Origin of the sequence: Pseudomonas muyukensis (genome assembly GCF_019139535.1) — a bacterium.
GTDB lineage: Bacteria > Pseudomonadota > Gammaproteobacteria > Pseudomonadales > Pseudomonadaceae > Aquipseudomonas > Aquipseudomonas muyukensis.
Window position 1 is genome coordinate 2,126,947 of sequence record NZ_CP077073.1, and the last position, 20,214, is coordinate 2,147,160.

Consider the following 20,214-nt stretch of genomic DNA (forward strand, 5'->3'; position numbering starts at 1 on the left):
TTAGGCCACTTCCCGTAGCGCCGTGGGGTCGATCGACAAGGATACCCGTTTACCGTCCGCGTGCAGATCGCTGGCGCAGCGATTGAGCACATCCACCACCAGCTCGACGTCGCGCACCCAGACCCGGTAGCGGATGACATTGCCGAGCAGGCTGTGGCTGCGGATCTCGCCCTCCAGGTCGCCGTTCAGGCCCAGGCTGATGGCCTCTGGACGGATCGCCAGGCGACCGGCTACCGGGCGTTGCAGCAGGCGGCTGGCACTGTCGGCGTCGAGCAGGTTGTAGTTGCCGATGAAGCCGGCGGCGAACAGGTCCACGGGCGCGGTGTAGAGGGTTTCGGCGTCGCCGCTCTGGACGATGCGCCCCTGGTTCATCAGGACGATGCGGTCGGACAGGGTCAGCGCCTCTTCCTGATCGTGGGTGACGAAGAGGGTGGTCAGCCCCAGTTCGCGCTGAATCGCGCGGATCTGCTCGCGCAGGTGCTTGCGAATGCGTGCATCCAGCGCCGACAGCGGCTCGTCGAGCAACAGCAGGCGCGGGCGGGTGACCAGCGAACGGGCCAGGGCCACGCGCTGGCACTGGCCACCGGACAGCTGGTGCGGGTAGCGCCCGGCGAAGCTGCCCAGCTCCACCAGGTCCAGGGCCTCGCGCACGCGCACTTGGCTTTCCTCGGCCTTGACCTTCTGCATGCGCAGGCCAAAGGCGACGTTCTGCGCCACGGTCATGTTGGGGAACAACGCGTAGCTCTGGAACACCATGCCGATCCCGCGTTTTTGCGGGCTCACGGGTACCAGGTCCTGGCCATCGAGCAGGATTTTCCCGCTGTCCACCGGGGTCAGCCCGGCGATGCAGCGCAGCAGGGTGGACTTGCCGCAGCCCGAGGGGCCGAGCAGGGTGACGAACTCGCCGCGCTCGATCTGGCAGTCGATGTGCTCGAACACCGGGCTGCCGGCGTAGCTTTTTTGCAGTTGCTGCACGCTGACGAAGCTCATGTCAGGTCTTGTCCTTGTTCAAGCGGTTGGCAACCCAGGTGAGTGCCAGCACGAAGGCAAAGTAGGAGATCACCAGGGCGCTGTTGAAATGGCCGCTGCTGTTGCGCATGTTGTTCAGGTACACCTGCAGGGTCTCGTAGCGGGTGCCCACCAGCAGGTTGGCGAACACGAACTCGCCGAACAGGAACGAGAACGACAGCAGCAGCGCCACCATCAGGCCCTTGCGCAGGTTCGGCAGCACCACCAGCAACGCTGCCTGCAGGGGGCTGGCGCCGAGCAGTTGGGCAGCGTCCATCAGGTCGCGCAGGTTGATGGCCTGCAGGTTGTTGGTGATCGCCCGGTACATGAACGGCAGGGCGATGGTGAAGTAGCAGCCGATCAGGATCCACGGCGTGCCGACCATGGCCAGCGGGCCACTGCCGTACAGTTGCAGCAGGCCCACCGCCGAGACCACCGGCGGTACCGCGAACGGCAGCAGGATCAGCACGTTCATCAGCGCGTCGAGTTTCGGGAAGTGGTAGTGCACCACGAACAACAGCGGCAGGATCAGCAGCACCGACAGCAGCAGGGCGCCGATGCACACCAGCAGCGACTGGCCAAAGGCGGCGAGAAAGCGCGGCTCGCTCCACAGCGCCACATACCATTTGAAGGTCAGGCCACTGGGCAGCAGGGTCGCCGACCAGCTGGTGGCCAGCGAGTAGAGCAGGGTGCCGGCCAGCGGCAGCAGCAGGATCGCAAACAGCAGGTACACCACCAATCGATGGTAGAACCCGGCCGAGGCGTTTTCAGCGCGCATGGTAGCTCCTCTTGAGCAGCCATTGATGGGCCACGGTGACCACCGTCATCAGCCCCACCAGGACCATGGCCAGGGCGCTGGCCAGGTTCGGGTCGAGGCTGATGTCACCGGCCACCAGGCCGGCAATGCGGATCGGCAGCACGTTGAAGTTGCCGGTGGTCAGGGCGTAGACGGTGGCGTAGGCGCCCAGGGCGTTGGCCAGCAGGATGACGAAGGTACCGAGCAGTGCCGGGGTGAGCACCGGCAGGCCGATGTGTCGCCAGAACTGCCAGGGGCTGGCCCCGAGCAGCGCGGCGGATTCGCGCCAGTCGGCGCGCAGGGCGTCGAAGGCCGGGTACAGCAGCAATACGCCGAGCGGTATCTGGAAGTAGGTGTAGACCAGGATCAGCCCGGTCTTGGAATAGATGCTGAAATCGCCGAGCAGGCCCATCTGCTTGAGCAGCAGGGTCAGCGCGCCATTGAAACCGAGCAGGATGATGAAGGCGAACGCCAGCGGCACCCCGGAGAAATTGCTGGTCATGTTGGCGAAGGCGCTGACGAAATCGCGCAGCTTCGAATCGACCTGGCGCAGCGAATAGGCGCCGAGGGTGGCGATGACGATGCCGAACAGGCTCGACCAGAAGCTGATCTCCAGGCTGCGTTGCAGCGCTTGCAGGTAGAACTTCGAGGCGAAGATCTTGCTGAAGTTGGCCAGGCCCCAACCGCTGTCGCTCTGCAGGCTGTTGATGGCGACCCAGGCCAGCGGGGCGATCTGGAAGACGACGAAGAACACGGCGAACGGCAGCAGGCAGAGCAGGGCCAGGTAGCGGCCTCGTTGGGTGGCATTCACTTGAGCAGCTCCCGGCAGACCGGCTTGTCGTGGGCGGCGCCGAGCAGTTCGCAGATCGTGCCGCACAGCTCGGTCTGCAGCGGCTTGGCCGCAGGGTCGAGGCTGAAGGCTTCACCGAACACGAACAGCGGCACCTCGCGCTCTTCGGCCAGCAGGCCGTTGTGCGAACGGTCGTTGTTCATGCCATGGTCGGCGGTGACCAGCACCTGGTAGCCCTCTTCGAGCCAGCGTGGCAGGTAGTCGGCCAGCAGGATGTCGGCACCGCGCGCGGCATTGCGGTACTGGCTGCTGTCCAGGCCGTGGCGGTGGCCGGCGTCGTCGATGTTCATCGGGTGCACCAGCAGGAAGTTCGGCGCGTGGCGCCGGCGCAGGTATTCGGCGTCGGCCAGCAGGTGCGAGTCGGGATAGTGGTCGGCGTAGTAGAACAGGCCGTGCTGGATCGGCAGCTTCGGCGCGTGGGTATGGCGATCGCGCAGTGGGTCGAACGGCGAGCGGTTGTACAGCTCGCTGATCCAGTGATAGGCCGCGGCGGCGGTGCCCAGCCCGGCTTCGCGGGCGTAGTGGAACACGCTGCGCTGGTTGGACAGGCGACTGACCTGGTTGTGCACGATGCCGCTGTCGATGGGCGGCACGCCGGTGAGGATGCATTCGTACAGCGGCCGGGACAGCGACGGCAGCTCGCACTCCAGGCGGTACAGCGCGGCACGGTCGGCCTCGACGTAGGCGTGCAGGTGGCCCATGGCGTGGTGCGCGACCTGGTGGTTGAGGCCGTCGAGCAGGACCAGGATGACGTTGTGTTGCATGATTGCTCCGGGAAAATTCCGCGGTGGGGGCCTTCGCCGGCAAGCCGGCTCCTACAGGTTCGGCGCATCCCCTGTAGGAGCCGGCTTGCCGGCGAAAGGGCCGGTCAAGGCAGAAGAGCTGCCAGGCCTTATTCCATCTCGATGATCACCTGCTCCTGCCACTGCTGCGGCAAGGCCTTGGAGGTCGCTTCCCAGGCCGCGGCATCCTTGATCGGTTGCGCCGCCTTGTACTGCGCGTTGGGCAGCAGCTTGGCCTGCACGTCGGCCGGCAGCTTCAGGTGCTCGGCGCGGATCGGCCGGGCGTGGCCGATGGCCAGGTTGGTTTGCCCGGCGTCGCTGAAGATGTACTCGCGGGCCAGCTTGGCGGCGTTGGGGTGCTTGGCGTACTTGTTGATGATGGTGGTGTAGCCGGAGGTAACCGAACCGTCCGAGGGGATCAGCACTTCAAAGCGCTTCGGGTCGATCTGGTCGCGGTAGCTCAGGCCATTGAAGTCCCACACCACGCCGACTTCCACCTCGCCCTTCTCCAGGGTCTGGATGGTTGGGTTGGCCAGCGACAGGCGCTTCTGCTGGGCCAGCTTGGTGAACAGCTGCAGGCCCGGCTCGATGTTGCGTTCGTCACCCTTGTAGGCGATGGCAGCGGCGAGCACGCCGTTGGCGGCCTGGGCGGCGGTGCCGACGTCACCGATGGCGACCTTGTACTTGCCTTTTTCCAGGTCGTGCCAGGTGCTCGGGCGTTCGCCTTCCTTGACCAGGTCCTTGTTGATGATGAAGGCGATGGTGCCGGTATAGGCCAGGGCCCAGTGGCCGTCCTGGTCCTTGGCCCACGCCGGTACCTGGTCCCAGGTGCTCGGCTTGTACGGCTGGGTCACCCCCTTGCTGGCGGCGATCGGGCCGAAGGCGGCGCCGACGTCGCCGATATCGGCGCTGGCGTTATCCTTTTCGGCGTCGAACTTGGCGATTTCCTGGGCCGAGCTCATGTCGGTATCGCTGTGCTTGAGGCCGTATTTTTTTGCCAGGTCTTCCCAGGTGCCTTTCCAGTTGGCCCAGGCATCGGGCATGCCCACGCTGTTGACCGTGCCTTCCTTGCGGGCGGCGTCTTCGAGGGCCTTGAGGTCCTGGGCCATGGCCGAGGTGCAAAAAGCGATGGCTGAACCGAGCAGTGACGCCATGAACAACTTTTTCATCCGAAGCTCCTTGGGTGGGGTGCCGTGCAATCGTTGTTATGAGGGAATCCTGTGCTTGCGACCCGTGGTCTAGGTCAGCAAACCTCGAGCCAAGGTAGGCCTGTTGCGTGACAGTTTGATGTAAGGGGCGGCGCACAAGGGCGGGACGCAGGCCCTGGAAAGACAGCGTAGACCAGATCGAAAGCCTTGATTCCCGAGGGCTGGCCCGGATCTGGCAAGTGCCGCTTGGCACCTTTGTCACAGGATGTTCATCAGCCGTGCCTAGGCTTGCACGACGTTCCACGTGCCCTGTTTCGGGGCTGGACTAGTCCAGATAGGTAACCTTCGATGCAAGCGACGCCACCGCGTGCGGTAACAGCCATCTGTCATGCCTTGCAGGAGCAGATCGAACATGGCCTGCTGGCGCCGGGCGGCAAGCTGCCGGCCGAACGACGGCTCAGCGAGGTGTTCGACACCACGCGCATCACCCTGCGCGAAGCGCTGGTGCAACTGGAGGCCATGGGGCTGATCTACCGCGAGGAGCGGCGCGGCTGGTTCGTCGCGCCGCAGCGGCTGACCTACGACCTGATCGAGCGCAGCCACTTCCATGCCATGGTCCGCGACCAGGGGCGGCTGCCCAGCACCGAGCTGTTGTCGGCGCGCCTGCAACCGGCGCCCGCGGCGATCTGTGCGCGGCTGCGCCTGCCAGCGCTGTCCAGCGTGGTGCGCATCTGCCGGTTGCGGCGCATCGACGGGCGGGCGGTGCTGTATGCCGAGCACTACCTCAACCCGCGCTATTTCCCCGGGATCCTCGCCCTGGACCTGGCCCAGTCGCTGACCGAGGTCTATGCGCGGGAGTACGCCATTCATTATGGGCAGGTGTGCTTCGAGATCCTGCCCACGGCGTTACCGGTGGAGGCGGCGGCGGCGTTGAGGGTGTCGGCGGGCAGCCCGGGGCTGCATATCACCCGGGTCAACAGCGACCAGCATGGGCACCTGATCGACTGTGACCTGGAGTATTGGCGGCACGATGCGATCCGCATTCGCGCCGATGCGGGATAGGTTAATCGGCCGCCGCCCCGCCACCCGCCGTCACCACCTGCACCGACAAGCGCGGCGTCGCCAGGTCCAGCCCGGCTTCGTCGAGCTGGCGCTTCAACGCCAGGTTGAACGCCCGCGACACTTCCCATTGCTTGATCGGCGCCGTCTTGAACCGCGCGCGCAGGATCGCCGAGCCCGACTCGAAACTCTCCACCCCCTGCAACTCCAGCGGCGACCAGATATTGCGGCGCATCAGCGGGTCGTTGCGCAGCTTCTGGCCGACCTCGCGGATCAGCGTGATGGCCTGGTCGATGTTCATGCTGTGCGGGATCGCCACGCGGAAGATCGCGTAGCCGAACTCGCGGGAGTAGTTCTTGATGCTCTTGATCTCGCTGAACGGGATGGTGTGCACGATGCCGTCGATGTCGCGCAGGCGCACGGTGCGGATGGTCAGGCCCTCGACCGTGCCCAGGTGGCCGCCGACATCGACGTAATCGTCGATGGCCAGCGAGTCCTCGATGATGATGAACAGGCCGGTGATCAGGTCGGCCACCAGCGACTGCGCGCCGAAGCCGATGGCCAGGCCGATGACACCGGCACCGGCCAGCAGCGGGGTGACGTTCATGCCCATGTTGGCCAGGGCGACGATCACCGCGATGATGAAGATCACCACGAACATCACGTTGCGGATCAGCGGCATCATGGTTTGCGCGCGGGCGTTGGCCAGGCCTCGGCGCGAGCGCACCAGGGCGTGGTGCACGGCGGTGTCGGCGAGGATCCACACCAGCCAGGCGACGATCAGCGTGCCGGCCAGGCCCAGCAGGCGGATGCTCACTTCATGGCCGTCGCCTTCGGCGAAGCCGATCATCGACTGGCCCCACACCCGCAGGCCCAGTTCGATGAACAGCAGCCAGATGAACAGGTGCACCAGCAGGTAGCCGAAGTTGCGCAGGCGCTCGGCGTAGACTGCCTGGCGCTTGTTGGCGCGCTTGGGGTTGGCGGCGTGGCGGCGTACCAGGCCGTTGAGCACCATGCACACCACCACCAGCACCGTGCACATCAGCGATTGGCGCAGGGCGGTGCTGGTGTCGCCGGCGGAGACGAAGGTGGCGAACAGCGAGATCGCCACCAGGATCAGCGCCGGGATGTACCAGAAGCTGCCGAGGATCTCGATGGTGTCGCTCAAGGTGCGCCGGGTCAGGCGCCGGGACAGCGGCTGGTTGCGGATCAGGTGGGCGATCGGCCTACGGAAACGCAGGATGAACAAGCCGGTGCACAGCGCGGCGACGACATTGGCCAGGGTCGCCAGGGCGTGGGCCAGGTGGCTGCCCAGGGCCGTGGTCAGGCGCGGGTCGCTCATCGCCTCGCCGAACGCGGCGAAGCTGCCGATCAGCCACAGCGGGCGAAACGCCTGGTGGCGCAGGATGTACAGGGCGCGGTGGCGGTGCGGGCCGTCGAGCAGCGAGAAGGCAATCACGCAGATCGCCGAGAACAGGGTGCCGACCACCAGCGCGTAGGCCAGCACCATGGCCATCGACTTGCCCAGCGAGGCGGGCAGCACGATGCTCAGGTAGACGGTGAACACCAACGCCACCAGCCAGGGCCCGAGCTTGCGCAGGGCGAAGCGTACCAGGTCCCAGGTACGTGGATGCTGGGGCAGCTCCTCGGTGAGGCCAAAGCGCAGGCGCACGCGGTGGCCGATCCAGTTGAAGGCGTAGGCCAGCAGGGCCCAGACCGCGATCACCCCGGCGAAGCCGAACAGGATCGCCGGCCATTGGTGCACCGGCACCACCAGCGCGGCCAGTTCCGCCTGGGCCTGGTCGATTTCCTGCGACCAGCGGTTGAACGGGCTGGCATCGCCGCTGAACTGCTTTTCGAAGTCGTGCAGGGCGCCGCCGATCAGGCCGAGCACGCCCTGTTCGACGCTGGGTTGCGATTGCTTGGTGGCGTCGCGCAGCTTTTTCAGGTCAGCCAGCAGCTTGGCCCGTTGCTGGTCGTTTTCCAGGTTCTTGATCACCTCGTCCAGCGACTTGCCCAAGGGCTCGCTGGCCTCGGGCTGGGCGGGGGCGCTCGAACCGAGCAGGCCCGGCAGGCCGGCGGCGTGCACCGGGGTGGCGAACAACAGGAACAGCAGCGTGATGCAACGCAGGAAGGCTGGCACCGGGAAATCTACCTCAGGTCAAACGATTGCCCGAGTGTAGAGGTTTACGACGGCAGTTTCTCGAGGATCTTCCAGCAGGTGAGGCCAAAGATGCCGAGGGTGCCGATCCACATCATCAGCACCCCGACGTTGCGCTCGCGCAGGCTGAAACCGATGGTCAGCAGCATCAGGAACAGGAATACCGGCACGAACAAGGAGAGGAACGGCGATGACATGGACAGAATCCTTCTGTTTTTGGGGCCATGCATCAAGCATAGCGGCTTAGCGGCGAAGCGGGTTGACCGGGGACAGGAGAGGCGGGTGTTCGCCGGCCAGTCGGCGCCTACAGGCGTTGCGTAGGCGCCGGCCTGCCGGCGAACACCGGCATAGCCGGTGCCATTCACCGCGTCGCCTGGTTCGCCAGCAAGCTGGCTCCTACAGGCGAACGGCCTTTCAAGGCAGGTCGCGGCTGCGGTAGAACGCCATGAGCACCTTCACCAGGTGGGCCAGGTCCTGGCTGCCGCACAGCTCGCGGATCGAGTGCATGGCGAAGGTCGGCAGGCCGATGTCGACGGTGCGCACCCCCAGGTGGCTGGCGGTGATCGGGCCGATGGTCGAGCCGCAGCCCATGTCGCTGCGCACCACGAAGCTCTGCACCGGTACTTCCTCGGCCATGCACAGGTGGCGGAAGAAGCCGGCGGTTTCGCTGTTGGTGGCGTAGCGCTGGTTGTTGTTGACCTTGATCACCGGCCCGGCGTTGAGCTTGGGCCCGTGGTTGCCGTCGTGCTTGTCGGCGTAGTTGGGGTGCACGCCGTGGGCGTTGTCGGCCGAGACCATCAGCGAGCGCTGGATGGTGCGCACGTAGTCGTCGTTGTCCGGCAGCAGGCGTTGCAAGGTCTGCTCGAGCATCGGGCCGTCGGCGCCACAGGCCGAACAGGAGCCGACTTCCTCGTGGTCGTTGCACACCAGCACGCAGGTTTCGTCGCTGTCGGCGCCGAGCAACGCCTGCAGGCCGGCGTAGCACGACAGCAGGTTGTCCAGGCGCGCGCCGGCGATGAAGTCGCCGTTCAGGCCGATCAGGGCGGCGTCCTGGGTGTCGTAGAAGCTCAGCTCGTAGTCGAGCACCACATCGGCGTTGAGGTCGTGCTCGCGGGCCAGTTGCTCGGTAAGCAAGGCGCGAAAATCGATACGCTCGTCACCCGCCACCTGCGCCAGGATCGGCGGCAGCTCGTTCTGCGGGTTGATCGCCCAACCTTCGTTGGCGGTGCGGTTGAGGTGGATCGCCAGGTTGGGGATCACCGCGATCGGCAGCTTGAAGTCGATCAGTTGGCTCTCGACCTTGCCGTCACGGCGGAAGGTCACCCGGCCGGCCAGCGACAGGTCGCGGTCGAACCAGGGTGCGAGCAGGGCGCCGCCATACACTTCGACGCCCAGTTGCAGGAAGCCCTGGCGCTGCAGTTCGGGCTGCGGCTTGACCCGCAGGCACGGGCTGTCGGTGTGGGCGCCGACCATGCGGATGCCGGCCAGCAACGGCGACAGCTTGCCGAGCTTGATGGCGATGATCGAGGAGTCGTTGCGGGTCACGTAGTAGCGACCACCGGGCACCGTGGCCCAGCTGTCGCGCTCGTCCAGGCGCTGGTAGCCAGCAGCCTCGAGGCGCTGCACCAGGCTGGCGGTGGCGTGGAAGGGCGTCGGGGAGGCCTTGAGGAATTCGATCAGGCCGGCGTTCAGGGCATCGCGCATAAGTCACTCCAGACAGCAGTGGCGCGAGTTTAGCGTAATTGCTCGACAAATTGTGTCGACCCCTTCGCCGGCAAGGCCGGCTCCTACAGGTATGGCGCTTTCCTGTAGGAGCCGGCCTTGCCGGCGAATAGCTTTAAAACGATGCCGGGCACTCGAATTTCAGACGTTCGCCCGTCACCGGATGAGTGAAGCTCAGCATCGACGCATGCAGGCACAGCCGCTCATGGGCGGCCAGCGCTTCAGGGTTGGCATACAGGCGGTCGCCCAGCAGCGGATGGCCGATCGACAACATGTGCACGCGCAGCTGGTGCGAGCGCCCGGTGATCGGCGTCAGCTCGACCCGGCAATGATCGGCGCAACGCTCGACGATGCGCCAGAAGGTCAGGGCGTGCTTGCCCTGTTCGTGGTCCACCACGTGACGTGGCTTGGTCGGCGGGTCGTAGCGCAGCGGCAGGTCGATGCTGCCGCTGTCCAGGGCCGGCTGGCCCCAGCACAGCGCGGTGTAGGCCTTTTCGGTTTCGCGGTCGTGGAACTGGCGCGATAGCTCACGGTGGCTGTCGGCGTCGCGGGCGAGCAGGATGATCCCCGAGGTTTCCCAGTCCAGGCGGTGGACGATCAGGGCGTCGGGGTAGCCGTTCTCCTGCAGGCGAGTGATCAGGCAGTCCTTGTTGTCCTCGGCGCGGCCCGGCACCGACAGCAGCAGGGTCGGCTTGTTGATCACCAGGATGGCGGCGTCTTCGTGAAGGATCTGGATGTTCGACAGCGGCATTGCAGGTTCTCTATGCGTATGGAAACCACTGGGGCCGCCTTGCGGCCCTTTCGCGACACAAGGCCGCTCCTACAGAGGTTGCGTAACCCTGTAGGAGCGGCCTTGTGTCGCGAAAGGGCTGCGAAGCAGCCCCAGGATCGGCTCGAAGCTGCTGGATCAGCGCTCGGGCAGGGTAATGTTCAGCTCCAGGATCGAGCAGCTGCCCTGGTTTTCCAGTTCGATCTGCACGTCGTCGTTGCCGATGTTGACGTACTTGCGAATCACCTCGACCAGCTCCTTCTGCAGGGCCGGCAGGTAGTCCGGGGTGCTGCGCTGGCCACGCTCGTGCGCCACGATGATCTGTAGACGCTCTTTCGCTACCGACGCGCTGCTCTGTTTCTGTCTGCCACGAAAGAAGTCAAAAAGGTTCATGGTTTACTTGCCTCCAAACAGGCGCGCGAAGAATCCTTGCTTCGGCACTTCGATGAACCGCAGCGGCTTTGGCTTGCCCAGCAGGCGGTCGACGGTGTCGCTGTAGGCCTGGCCGGCATCGCTCTGGTCGTCAAGGATGACCGGGATGCCCTGGTTGGAGGCCTTGAGCACGGCTTGCGATTCGGGAATCACGCCCAGCAGTTCGACCGAGAGGATTTCCTTGACGTCTTCGACGCCAAGCATTTCGCCTTTCTCGACGCGCTCGGGGTGGTAGCGGGTGATCAGCAGGTGTTCCTTGATCGGGTCTTCGCCTTGCTCGGCACGGCGCGACTTGCTCGACAGCAGGCCGATCATGCGGTCGGAGTCACGCACCGAGGACACTTCGGGGTTGGTCACGACAATGGCTTCGTCGGCGAAGTACATCGCCAGGTGGGCGCCTTTCTCGATACCGGCGGGCGAGTCGCAGACGACGAAGTCGAACTGCTCCTTGAGCTCCATCAGCACCTTCTCGACGCCTTCCTTGGTCAGCGCGTCCTTGTCGCGGGTCTGGCTGGCGGCCAGCACGAACAGGTTCTCGAGGCGCTTGTCCTTGATCAGGGCCTGTTGCAGGTTGGCTTCGCCGTTGACCACGTTGACGAAGTCGTACACCACGCGGCGTTCGCAGCCCATGATCAGGTCGAGGTTACGCAGGCCGACGTCGAAGTCGACGATGACAGTCTTGTGCCCGCGCAGCGCGAGGCCGGTACCGATAGCGGCGCTGGTGGTGGTCTTGCCCACACCCCCCTTGCCGGAAGTAACCACGAGAATCTTGGCCAAGGTGTTTCACCCCTAAATAAACGGGACAGGCGTCCCTGCAAATACATAAAAACGGCAACAGGAAAAAAGTTGCGCTAAAAATGCCGGCAAGTATCCGTTAAAGACGGGTGATGTTCAACACGTCGCCGGACAGGCTGACCTGCACGCCCGAGCCCCACAGTGGGTCGCGGCGCAAGTCCTCGCAGACTTTGTACTGGCCGGCGATCGAGACCATTTCCGCGGTCATCTGCAGGCAGAAGATGCGCGCCTTGGTGTTGCCCTTGATACCTGCCAGGGCACGGCCACGCATGGCGCCGTACACATGGATGTTGCCATCGGCAAGAAGTTCCGCGCCGGGGCTGACCGAGCCGGTGACCACCAGGTCGCCGCCCTGGGCGTAGATCTGCTGGCCGCCGCGCACGGTCGAGGTGATGATCCGCGTCGGGCGCACCTCGGGCTCGGTCGCTGCCGGGGGCGGCGCGGGGGCAGGCTCGGGCGCCTTCACCTCGGGCTCTGGCTCGAGCGGACGCTCGCGCGCGCCGGACGGCGGCAGCACCGGCAGGTCGATGGCGATCGCCGCGGCGATGTCCTCGATGCGGCTGGCGCGGATCGCCAGGGTGCGCAGGCCATGGTGACGGCACACGCGCATCAGCCCGGGCAGGTCGATGGCGCCCTCGTCGGCGGGCAGTTTGTCCAGGGCCAGCACCAGCGGGGTGTTGCTGAAGAAGTTCGGCGCCTGCGCCACCTTCGCCGCCAGCTGGCGGTCGAGGGATTCGAGGTCGTTGCGCGCCAGCTCCAGCACGGTGATGGCAAGCATGCTGCCCTTGAGCTGGAACACGGGGGCGTTGTCGGGTGTCTGGTTGAGGCTCATGGTCTGCATAGACGGCTTGTTGCGAGAAAAGTGCCCTGACTTATAGCGATAAGACCGATTGCCCGCAACCGATGTAGAATGCCCGGCCCTTGTCTTGCCGGAAGCTTCAATGGAACGCCCGCGTTTTCGACCCCTTTTCCTTCACCCTCGATTCTGGGCCCTGTGGCTGGGCCTGGGCCTGCTGTGGCTGGTCGCGCAGCTGCCGTACCGCGCCCTGCTCGGGCTGGGGCGCGCCCTGGGCGCGGTGATGTACCGGGTAGCCGGCGAGCGCCGGCGCATCGCCGCGCGCAACCTGGAACTGTGCTTCCCGGCGCTGTCCGGCGACGAACGGCAGCGCCTGCTCAAGGAAAACTTCGCCTCCACCGGCATCGCCTTCTTCGAGATGGCCATGAGCTGGTGGTGGCCCAAGGCCCGCCTGGCGCGCCTGGCGCACATCGAAGGCCTCGAGCACCTGCAGGCCGCCCAGCGCGACGGCGAGGGCGCGATCCTGATGGCCGTGCACTTCACCACCCTGGAGATCGGCGCCGCGTTGCTGGGCCAGGTGCACACCATCGATGGCATGTACCGTGAACATGGCAACCCGGTGTTCGATTTCATCCAGCGCCGGGGCCGCGAACGGCACAACCTCGATTCGCTGGCGGTGGAGCGCGACGACGTGCGCGGCATGCTCAAGCTGCTGCGCAAGGGACGGGCGATCTGGTATGCGCCGGACCAGGACTACGGGATGAAGCAGAGCATCTTCGTGCCGCTGTTCGGCATCCCCGCGGCCACGGTCACGGCCACCAGCAAGTTCGCCCGGTTGGGCAAGGCGCGGGTGATTCCCTTCACCCAGAAGCGCCTGGAAGACGGCAGCGGCTATCGTCTGGTGGTACACCCGCCGCTGGCGGACTTCCCTGGCGAAACCGAGGAGGCCGACTGCCTGCGCATCAACCAGTGGGTCGAAGGCGTGCTGCGCGAATGCCCGGAGCAGTACCTGTGGGCGCACCGGCGCTTCAAGTCGCGGCCCGAGGGCGAGCCGCGGCTGTACGACAAGAAAAAACGCTAGCTCTTGCTGCGCGGGCGCGGGCTTGCCCCGCGATAGGGCCGGTACTGGCAATCACTGACTCCAGGAAGGATGCATGACCTCGACCACCGGCCTGATCCTCTCCGGCGGCGGTGCCCGCGCCGCCTACCAGGTTGGCGTGCTGGCCGGCATCGCCGAGTTGCTGCCCCCGGGCGCGGCGAATCCGTTCCCGGTGATCGTCGGCACCTCGGCCGGTGCCATCAACGCCGTCAAGCTGGCCAGCGGCGCTACCCGCTTCGGCGAGTCGGTGCAGCACCTGACCGCGTTCTGGCAGAACTTTCGCAGCCACCTGGTGCTGCGCAGCGACTGGCCTGGGGTAATTCGCCAGGCCAGTCGCTTCGTCGGCCACAGCCTGCTGGGCATCGGCGGCCAGGCACCGGTGGCGTTGCTCGACAGCAGCCCGTTGCGTGGCCTGTTGCGCGAGCACCTGGACCTGGACGGCATTGCCCATTCCCTGGCCAGCAACCAGCTGCGCGCCATTGCCGTCACCGCCTTTGGCTATGAGTCGGGCCAGGCGGTGACTTTCTACCAGGGCCGCGACACCATCGAACCCTGGCTGCGCCACCGCCGCATCGGCATGCCCACGCCCTTGACCATCGACCACCTGCTGGCCAGTTCGGCGATCCCGCTGCTGTTCGCCCCGGTGCGCCTGGGCGAGGAGTTCTACGGCGACGGCGCGGTACGCCAATCGGCGCCGATCAGCCCGGCGCTGCACCTGGGCGCCAGCCGCGTGCTGGTGGTCGGCGTCAGCGGCAACCCGCAGCGGCCAGCGCCGCCCTTGCCAACCCAGCGGGTGTTCAGTGGCCAGCAACCGAGCCTGGCGCAGATCGGCGGGCACATGCTCAACAGCACCTTCATCGACAGCCTCGAGGACGATATCGAGCTGTTGCAGCGGCTCAACCACCTCAGCCACCTGCTGCCCGCGCACCTGGACGCCCGGCGCCTGGGCCTGGCGCCGATCGAGGTGCTGGTGGTGGCGCCCAGCCAGCCGCTGGACGAGATCGCCGCCCGCCACAGGCGTGAATTGCCCGCGGCGCTCAGGCTGTTCCTGCGCGGCCCGGGGGCCACCAAGACCAGTGGCGCGGGGGTGCTGAGCTACTTGCTGTTCGAGGCCAGCTATTGCAGCGAATTGATCGAGCTGGGGCGCAAGGATGCCCTGGCCAAGCAGCGCGAGCTGTGTCAGTTCCTGGGGATCTGATGTCCAGGCCGCTCCTACAGGGGCGTGGAGGGTCTTATTCGGCGATCTGCAACTTGCGCGCCTGGGTATACACGTAGCGCAGCTTCTCGTACTCGAACGGCGAGTTGGTCTGGCCATAGCTGAAGTTGGTGTTGTAGCGCTTGTCCACCGCCCGCAGCAGGGTGATCTGCGGATGCTCGCTGGCGCTGTCGGGCACATCCAGGTAGTTGATTTCCTTCTCCCCCACGTAGTCCACCACCAGCCCGGTGGTGTCGCGCAGGTTCGACGGGCCGAGGATCGGCAGCATCAGGTACGGCCCTTCCGGCACGCCATAGAAGCCCAGGGTCTGGCCGAAGTCCTCGCTCTGGCGCGGCAGGCCCATCTTGGTCGCCGGGTCCCACAGGCCGCCCACGCCAAGCAGGGTGTTGAACATCAGCCGCGCGGTGATTTCGGCCGAACGCTTGGGCTTGAGCTGCAGCACGCTGTTGAACAGGCTCGGCACATCACCGAGGTTGTTGAAGAAGTTGCTTACCCCGGTGCGCACGAAGCTGGGGGTGATGTAGCGGTAGCCATCCACCACCGGCAGGAACACCCACTGGTCGAAGCGGTAGTTGAAGTGGTAGATGCGCCGGTTCATCGACTCCAGCGGGTCGTAGATGTTCAGCGCGGCCAGGGTCGAGCGCTCGAACTCGCGCTGGTCGAGCCCGGGGTTGAATTTCAGTTCGCGCAGCGGGTCGAGAAACCCATCGGCCTCGGCCGACAAGGTGCCGATGTTGTCGGCCTCGACCACGCTGGCCCTTGGCGCGACTTCGTCGGCCAGGGCCTGGGTGCTAGCGAGCAGGGCGGTGACGAGCAGCAGTCTGTTAACCACGGAAGAACTCCAGCATGGCGTCGCTGTTGACGCGGTAGTTGAGGTTGCCGCAATGGCCGCCATGGGGGTAGAGCGTCAGGCGTTCGCCGAACACCCGGCGCAGGAAACCGATGTCGCCGGGGCCGAGGATCACGTCGTCGGCGTTGTGCATCACGGCAATCTTGGGGCTGCTGCGCAGGTAGTCTTCCAGGGCGTACAGGCTGACCTGGTCGACCAGTTGCAGCAGGCTGTTGCCGTCGGTGCGCGCGCGCCACATGGGGATCACCTGCTCGGTCAGGTAGCAGTCGAAGTCGCATTGCAGGGCTCGCTTGAAGAACGGCGTGAGGCTGCTGCCCTCGGTGATCGGGAACTTCGGCGGGATGATCAGGCCGCGGCGGTTGATCAGGTCGGAGGTGAAGGCGATATCGGCCGCCGAGAAGCGGAACGAGGTGCCGATGAGCATGGCCATCTGTTCGTTGGACAGGTGTTCGCGCGACTGCTGGAAGTCGTACAGCAGCGCCTCGTTGAGGTCGATGTAGCCCTTTTCCTGGAAGTAACGCGTGAGTTTTTCCAGCATCAGCTCATAGAAGGTGGTGCTCTTGTCGATGCCCTTGACCCGGGTCTGCACCAGCTTGTCCAGGTTGCTGATCGAGGTGTACAGGTTGACCGGCGGGTTGAGCAGCAGCACGCGTTTGAAGTTGAAGCTGCGCCGGGTTTCGTCCAGGTGGCTGACGAACGCTGCATCCAGCGCGCCGAGGCTGTAGCCGCTGAGGTAGAACTCGCTGATCGGCAGGCGCGGGTGCTGGGCGCGCACGGCCTGCATGACCCGGTACAGGTCTTCGGCGTCGTCGCGGGTCACCCCGGGGGTGGCGAAGCGCGAGGCGGCGCTCATGAAGTCCCAGCTGGTCGGCGAGGACAGCTGCACCACGTGGTAGCCGGCCTGGTAGAACAGCTTCTTCAGGTACTCGTTGATGCTGCTGGAGTAGGGCGCGCCGGTGCCGGCGATGAGAAAGATCAGCGGCGCCTGGTGGTCTTGCTGGGCCAGGCGATAGCGCAGCTTTTTCACTGACCAGAAGTTGTCTGGCAGGGTGAACTCGCGCTCTGGGCGCAGGGTCAGGCTGTAGTCGGCCTGGTCGATGTCGTCGTCGCTGGGCAGCGTCGGGCGCTGGTCCGGCGGGGTGGTGGCGATGGTCGCCTCGAACGGGTTTTTCAGCGGGTAGCCGTAGCTGGCGGGGTCGATGTCCCGCGCCGTAGCGAGCGCTGTCACCAGCAGGCCACCAAGCAGGGCAGCAAGGCGCAAAGATCGAAGCATGGAGTCCCCCAGGGCAAACAGGTCGTGCAGTACGCAGGCTAGGACCATGGCAGCGGGTGCAAAGTTGCCAGCCGCTCATGCCTTTGTCGCGCCAGATGTTGCCGCAGCCGGCGATTGCTGTCTTGTGCAACATAGCCCAGGGCCATGATTTTGCCTTACAACGGCCCCTGGGTGATCATGCAGCGCTTCGATGACCGCAATGGGAGAGCGGGATGACGCGTTCGTGGCCGATCTTTGCGGTGTTGTGTCTGGCGTTGTGGCTGGCAGCCAGTTACGGCGTGCGTTATGGATTGATGGAAGACGCCCGTTGGGTGGGCCTGTGCGCGGTGCCAGGGGCGCTCTGGCAGTGCGAGGTGCGTTCATTGCTGGGGCTGGCGATTCACTTCCAGGTGATGGCCTGGGCGGCGCTGGGGCTGGCGCTGCTGGCCCAGGCCGTGCCCCGGCGGGGCGGCAGGTGGCTGGCGGGGCTGGCGCTGCTGTGCGCGATTCCGGCGCTGGTGCTGTATACCGCGAGCATCGCGGTGTTTGCGCTGGTATTGGCCGGCTTGCGGTTGGTCAGGGTCTGATCGCGGGGCAAGCCCGCTTGCACAACGACAGCCAGGACAGTGGCTGGGTGCGAGCGCGCTTGCCGCGCGATGGCGTTACCCCAGGCGCAACCGCAGGCTGCGCCACAAGGCGCCGACCATCAGCACGCTGACCAGCGCCCAGCCCCAGGCTTGCTGGTTGGCCAGCCCCTCGCGCCACAATTGGGGCGCTATGCCGGCAGCGACGATGAACGCCAGCAACGCCGCCTCCGCCCGCCGCGTCGGCACCGGCCGCAGCAGATAAACCACCGCCGGCAGCAGCAGCGCGGCACTGGGGAAGCTGCGGTAACGCGGGTCGAACACCAGCGCCAGCATGCTGACCGCCGCGGCGAAGCCTGCGGCCAGCAGCCAGCTGCCGGCGCGCGCCTCGAGCCAGGCGAACAGCCGTTGCCGCCAGCCCTCGCGGCGGGCCAGGGCCAAGGCCGCGTGGGCCAGCACCAGCAGGTTCAAGCCGGCCAGCGCCAGTGCCCACAGCCACTCCCCGGCGAAACGCGCGTTGGTCCGCATCAGTTCGCCCCACAGCCCCAGGCTGGCGGCGCCCAGCGCCCCGAGCAGGGGCAGCAGCAGGGCGGCGCGGCGATCCGCCGGGCGCCCGGCCAAGGCCAGGGTGGCCAGCAACAGCAGTGCGCTGGCCAGCCACCATTGCGGCCACAGCGCCAGGTTGCTCACCGGCCCTTCGAGCACGCCCTTGTCCTGGCGGTCGGCATCGTACAGGCCCCAGTAACCCCCTACCGCGCCTTCGCTGGCGCGTTTCCACGGCTGGTCGAAGGCCTCGATCAAGTTGTAGCGCCAGCCATTGGCCTCGGCCAGGGCGACGAAACCACGGATGAAACGCGCCTCGTTGGCCCGGCTCGGTACTGCGGTCTCGCGCTGGCGGCCTTCGCTGGGCCAGCCGGTTTCGCCGATCAGCACATCCTTGGGCGCGAAACGCTTGCCGAACACCTGGCGCACCTCGGCGACATGGGCCAGCGCCGCGTCGATGCCGTGCGGATCGTCCTCCCAGTAGGGCAGCAAGTGGATGGTCAGAAAGTCCACCGCCGGCGCCACCTCGGGGTGCTGCAGCCAGAACTCCCAGACATCGGCATAGGTCACCGGCACCGGCACCTGGCTTTTGACCTTGGCGATCAGCGCGGCCAGGCGTTGGCCGGTGACCTCCTTGCGCAGCAGCGCCTCGTTGCCGACGATCACCGCGCTGACCACATCCGGGTTGGCCTTGGCGGCGGCGATCAGCAGGTCGATTTCCTTGTCGGTGTCGACCGGGTTGGCGTTTACCCAGGCGCCGAGCATCACTTTCAGGCCGTGCTTGCGCGCCAACGCCGGGATCGCCTCGAGGCCGGTCTGCGAATAGGTGCGGATGCACTGGAAACGCTCGGCGAGCAGGGCCAGGTCGGCGTCCATGCGTGCCGGACGCAAGCGAAACGGCTGGTCGAACGGCGACTGATCCTTGTCGAACGGGGTGTAGGAGGCGCATTGCAGCTTGTGCGCCGGGCTGGCGGCGTCGGGCAGGTGCACGGGCTTGCCCAGGCCATGCCACAGGGCGCCCAGGCCAAGCACGGCCAGCAGGCAGGCGAACAGGTAGGGGGTGCGCGACATCGGGCGGTCCATCGTCGAATTCGGATACGGGGCCGCTGTGCCGCCCCAAGGGCCTGTGATAGTAGCCCGGCGCCAAGCCTTTGGCATGCAAGGATCGCGCAGGGCCACGGCGCGCGATGGCGTTAATGGCACAGTGCTGTCGCTGATCGTTCGCTGGAGGTCGCTGACAGAGCAGGTCGCGCGCGGGGGCAGGTCGATGATGCAGGCTCCAAGACCTGACGAGGGGATGCCTTGATGACGATTACAAGAATGCGACGTTTCCTGGGCGTGGGCGCCGCCCTGGTATTGGCCATGAGCACCGCGCAGGCAATGGCCAAGGAAGTGAGCATCGGTTACGTGGACGGCTGGTCGGACAGCGTGGCGACCACCAACGTGGCCGCCGAAGTGATCAGGCAGAAGCTCGGCTACGACGTGAAGCTGCAGGCGGTGGCCACCGGCATCATGTGGCAGGGCGTGGCCACCGGCAAGCTGGATGCCATGCTGTCGGCGTGGCTGCCGGTGACCCACGGCGAGTATTGGGCCAAGAACAAGGACAATGTGGTCGACTACGGCCCCAACTTCAAGGATGCCAAGATCGGCCTGATCGTCCCCGAGTACGTCAAGGCCAGCAGCATTGCCGACCTCAAGACCGACACCAGCTTCAAGCAGAAGATCGTCGGCATCGACGCCGGCTCCGGGGTGATGCTCAAGACCGAGCAGGCGATCAAGGACTACGAGCTGACGGGCTACAAGCTCACCGCCAGTTCCGGCGCGGCGATGACCGCCGAGCTGGGGCGCTCCTACGCCAAGCAGCAGTCCATCGCGGTGACCGGCTGGGTGCCGCACTGGATGTTCGCCAAGTGGAAGCTGAAGTTCCTCGAGGACCCCAAGGGCGTCTATGGCGCGGCCGAGACGGTCAACAGCATCGGCAGCAAGGAGCTGGCGAGCAAGGCACCGGAAGTGGCCGAGTTCCTGAAGAAATTCCAATGGCAGTCCAAGGATGAGATCGGCGAGGTGATGCTGGCGATCCAGGAGGGTGCCAAGCCTGAGGCCGCGGCCAAGGACTGGGTGGCCAAGCACCCCGAACGGGTCAAGGAGTGGACGGGCAAGTAGCTCGATCTGGCCCATTGACCTGTGTAGGAGCGGCTTCAGCCGCGATCACCCGCGAAGCGGGTACCAGGCACCGCGATGCCTGCATCGCGGCAAAGCCGCTCCAACAGGGCGAACGGTTGTTGCGAAATCTGTAAAACACCGTTGCATCTAAGACTAAGGTCGTCTGGTTGGCGTCCAACGGCAGCATAA

The 20,214-nt window shown here is 65.9% G+C and carries 20 protein-coding genes; 5 read left to right on the plus strand and 15 right to left on the minus strand.

Annotated features, from left to right (window positions below; translation table 11 throughout):
* The 5 genes from KSS95_RS09560 to KSS95_RS09580 form a co-directional block, all read right to left on the minus strand.
* The gene (locus KSS95_RS09560) at positions 1 to 990 is read right to left on the minus strand and encodes an ABC transporter ATP-binding protein (protein WP_217853445.1); all 990 of its coding nucleotides are present in this window, start codon (positions 988 to 990) and stop codon (positions 1 to 3) included.
* 1 nt (position 991) lies between these two features.
* The gene (locus KSS95_RS09565; protein ID WP_217853446.1) at positions 992 to 1,786 is read right to left on the minus strand and encodes an ABC transporter permease; all 795 of its coding nucleotides are present in this window, start codon (positions 1,784 to 1,786) and stop codon (positions 992 to 994) included.
* The gene (locus KSS95_RS09570; RefSeq protein ID WP_217853447.1) at positions 1,776 to 2,615 is read right to left on the minus strand and encodes an ABC transporter permease; all 840 of its coding nucleotides are present in this window, start codon (positions 2,613 to 2,615) and stop codon (positions 1,776 to 1,778) included. The genes KSS95_RS09565 and KSS95_RS09570 overlap by 11 nt, the downstream gene beginning before the upstream one ends.
* Positions 2,612 to 3,418 (minus strand): alkaline phosphatase family protein, encoded by an 807-nt coding sequence (locus KSS95_RS09575; RefSeq protein WP_217853448.1) that lies wholly within the window; start codon positions 3,416 to 3,418, stop codon positions 2,612 to 2,614. Before KSS95_RS09575 ends, KSS95_RS09570 begins: the two co-directional genes overlap by 4 nt.
* A gap of 128 nt (positions 3,419 to 3,546) precedes the next feature.
* On the minus strand, positions 3,547 to 4,605 hold the full coding sequence (locus KSS95_RS09580) for an ABC transporter substrate-binding protein (protein WP_217853449.1): 1,059 nt from the start codon (positions 4,603 to 4,605) through the stop codon (positions 3,547 to 3,549).
* A gap of 327 nt (positions 4,606 to 4,932) precedes the next feature.
* On the opposite strand from KSS95_RS09580, the gene KSS95_RS09585 reads away from it, so the two are divergent.
* The gene (locus KSS95_RS09585) at positions 4,933 to 5,646 is read left to right on the plus strand and encodes a UTRA domain-containing protein (RefSeq protein ID WP_217853450.1); all 714 of its coding nucleotides are present in this window, start codon (positions 4,933 to 4,935) and stop codon (positions 5,644 to 5,646) included.
* A gap of 1 nt (position 5,647) precedes the next feature.
* Here KSS95_RS09585 and KSS95_RS09590 read toward each other — a convergent pair whose 3' ends face one another.
* From KSS95_RS09590 to minC, 7 genes are all read right to left on the minus strand, one after another.
* Positions 5,648 to 7,786, minus strand: coding sequence for a mechanosensitive ion channel family protein (locus KSS95_RS09590; RefSeq protein WP_217853451.1), 2,139 nt, complete (start codon positions 7,784 to 7,786; stop codon positions 5,648 to 5,650).
* Between the two features lie 44 nt (positions 7,787 to 7,830).
* Positions 7,831 to 8,001, minus strand: a complete 171-nt coding sequence (locus KSS95_RS09595; RefSeq protein WP_167388396.1) for a hypothetical protein — start codon at positions 7,999 to 8,001, stop codon at positions 7,831 to 7,833.
* Positions 8,002 to 8,218: 217 nt separating this feature from the next.
* Positions 8,219 to 9,508, minus strand: coding sequence for a M18 family aminopeptidase (locus KSS95_RS09600; protein WP_217853452.1), 1,290 nt, complete (start codon positions 9,506 to 9,508; stop codon positions 8,219 to 8,221).
* Between the two features lie 133 nt (positions 9,509 to 9,641).
* Positions 9,642 to 10,277, minus strand: a complete 636-nt coding sequence (locus KSS95_RS09605) for an RluA family pseudouridine synthase (RefSeq protein WP_217853453.1) — start codon at positions 10,275 to 10,277, stop codon at positions 9,642 to 9,644.
* 156 nt (positions 10,278 to 10,433) lie between these two features.
* A complete protein-coding gene (minE, locus tag KSS95_RS09610) occupies positions 10,434 to 10,688 on the minus strand; it encodes a cell division topological specificity factor MinE (protein ID WP_134689299.1) in 255 nt (84 codons plus the stop codon).
* A gap of 3 nt (positions 10,689 to 10,691) precedes the next feature.
* The gene (gene minD, locus KSS95_RS09615) at positions 10,692 to 11,504 is read right to left on the minus strand and encodes a septum site-determining protein MinD (protein WP_110736460.1); all 813 of its coding nucleotides are present in this window, start codon (positions 11,502 to 11,504) and stop codon (positions 10,692 to 10,694) included.
* Between the two features lie 97 nt (positions 11,505 to 11,601).
* Positions 11,602 to 12,363, minus strand: coding sequence for a septum site-determining protein MinC (gene minC / locus KSS95_RS09620; protein ID WP_217853454.1), 762 nt, complete (start codon positions 12,361 to 12,363; stop codon positions 11,602 to 11,604).
* A gap of 100 nt (positions 12,364 to 12,463) precedes the next feature.
* On the opposite strand from minC, the gene KSS95_RS09625 reads away from it, so the two are divergent.
* On the plus strand, positions 12,464 to 13,399 hold the full coding sequence (locus KSS95_RS09625) for a lipid A biosynthesis lauroyl acyltransferase (protein WP_217853455.1): 936 nt from the start codon (positions 12,464 to 12,466) through the stop codon (positions 13,397 to 13,399).
* 73 nt (positions 13,400 to 13,472) lie between these two features.
* The gene (locus KSS95_RS09630; protein WP_217853456.1) at positions 13,473 to 14,615 is read left to right on the plus strand and encodes a patatin-like phospholipase family protein; all 1,143 of its coding nucleotides are present in this window, start codon (positions 13,473 to 13,475) and stop codon (positions 14,613 to 14,615) included.
* A gap of 34 nt (positions 14,616 to 14,649) precedes the next feature.
* Here KSS95_RS09630 and KSS95_RS09635 read toward each other — a convergent pair whose 3' ends face one another.
* Both KSS95_RS09635 and KSS95_RS09640 read right to left on the minus strand, forming a co-directional pair.
* Positions 14,650 to 15,465: an MlaA family lipoprotein gene (locus KSS95_RS09635; RefSeq protein WP_217853457.1), complete on the minus strand. Its 816-nt coding sequence runs from the start codon at positions 15,463 to 15,465 to the stop codon at positions 14,650 to 14,652.
* Positions 15,458 to 16,756 (minus strand): alpha/beta fold hydrolase family protein, encoded by a 1,299-nt coding sequence (locus KSS95_RS09640; RefSeq protein WP_217853458.1) that lies wholly within the window; start codon positions 16,754 to 16,756, stop codon positions 15,458 to 15,460. Before KSS95_RS09640 ends, KSS95_RS09635 begins: the two co-directional genes overlap by 8 nt.
* A gap of 212 nt (positions 16,757 to 16,968) precedes the next feature.
* Here KSS95_RS09640 and KSS95_RS09645 point away from each other — a divergent pair, with 212 nt between their 5' ends.
* Complete coding sequence (locus tag KSS95_RS09645; RefSeq protein WP_217853459.1) at positions 16,969 to 17,322, plus strand: hypothetical protein; 354 nt, start codon at positions 16,969 to 16,971, stop codon at positions 17,320 to 17,322.
* Positions 17,323 to 17,397: 75 nt separating this feature from the next.
* Here the strand turns inward: KSS95_RS09645 and KSS95_RS09650 are convergent, their stop codons facing one another.
* Positions 17,398 to 18,933, minus strand: coding sequence for a glycoside hydrolase family 17 protein (locus tag KSS95_RS09650; RefSeq protein ID WP_225935570.1), 1,536 nt, complete (start codon positions 18,931 to 18,933; stop codon positions 17,398 to 17,400).
* 234 nt (positions 18,934 to 19,167) lie between these two features.
* On the opposite strand from KSS95_RS09650, the gene KSS95_RS09655 reads away from it, so the two are divergent.
* Positions 19,168 to 20,025: a glycine betaine ABC transporter substrate-binding protein gene (locus KSS95_RS09655; protein ID WP_217853461.1), complete on the plus strand. Its 858-nt coding sequence runs from the start codon at positions 19,168 to 19,170 to the stop codon at positions 20,023 to 20,025.
* Positions 20,026 to 20,214: the final 189 nt, after the last annotated feature.

Excerpts from the sequence above, each read along its gene's own strand:
- KSS95_RS09560 (WP_217853445.1), bottom strand. The coding sequence starts at position 990 with ATGAGCTTCGTCAGCGTGCAGCAACTGCAAAAAAGCTACGCCGGCAGC.
- KSS95_RS09565 (WP_217853446.1), bottom strand. The coding sequence starts at position 1,786 with ATGCGCGCTGAAAACGCCTCGGCCGGGTTCTACCATCGATTGGTGGTG.
- KSS95_RS09575 (WP_217853448.1), bottom strand. The coding sequence starts at position 3,418 with ATGCAACACAACGTCATCCTGGTCCTGCTCGACGGCCTCAACCACCAG.
- KSS95_RS09580 (WP_217853449.1), bottom strand. The coding sequence starts at position 4,605 with ATGAAAAAGTTGTTCATGGCGTCACTGCTCGGTTCAGCCATCGCTTTT.
- KSS95_RS09585 (WP_217853450.1), top strand. The coding sequence starts at position 4,933 with ATGCAAGCGACGCCACCGCGTGCGGTAACAGCCATCTGTCATGCCTTG.
- KSS95_RS09595 (WP_167388396.1), bottom strand. The coding sequence starts at position 8,001 with ATGTCATCGCCGTTCCTCTCCTTGTTCGTGCCGGTATTCCTGTTCCTG.
- KSS95_RS09600 (WP_217853452.1), bottom strand. The coding sequence starts at position 9,508 with ATGCGCGATGCCCTGAACGCCGGCCTGATCGAATTCCTCAAGGCCTCC.
- KSS95_RS09605 (WP_217853453.1), bottom strand. The coding sequence starts at position 10,277 with ATGCCGCTGTCGAACATCCAGATCCTTCACGAAGACGCCGCCATCCTG.
- minE (WP_134689299.1), bottom strand. The coding sequence starts at position 10,688 with ATGAACCTTTTTGACTTCTTTCGTGGCAGACAGAAACAGAGCAGCGCG.
- minC (WP_217853454.1), bottom strand. The coding sequence starts at position 12,363 with ATGCAGACCATGAGCCTCAACCAGACACCCGACAACGCCCCCGTGTTC.
- KSS95_RS09625 (WP_217853455.1), top strand. The coding sequence starts at position 12,464 with ATGGAACGCCCGCGTTTTCGACCCCTTTTCCTTCACCCTCGATTCTGG.
- KSS95_RS09630 (WP_217853456.1), top strand. The coding sequence starts at position 13,473 with ATGACCTCGACCACCGGCCTGATCCTCTCCGGCGGCGGTGCCCGCGCC.
- KSS95_RS09640 (WP_217853458.1), bottom strand. The coding sequence starts at position 16,756 with ATGCTTCGATCTTTGCGCCTTGCTGCCCTGCTTGGTGGCCTGCTGGTG.
- KSS95_RS09645 (WP_217853459.1), top strand. The coding sequence starts at position 16,969 with ATGACGCGTTCGTGGCCGATCTTTGCGGTGTTGTGTCTGGCGTTGTGG.
- KSS95_RS09650 (WP_225935570.1), bottom strand. The coding sequence starts at position 18,933 with ATGTCGCGCACCCCCTACCTGTTCGCCTGCCTGCTGGCCGTGCTTGGC.
- KSS95_RS09655 (WP_217853461.1), top strand. The coding sequence starts at position 19,168 with ATGACGATTACAAGAATGCGACGTTTCCTGGGCGTGGGCGCCGCCCTG.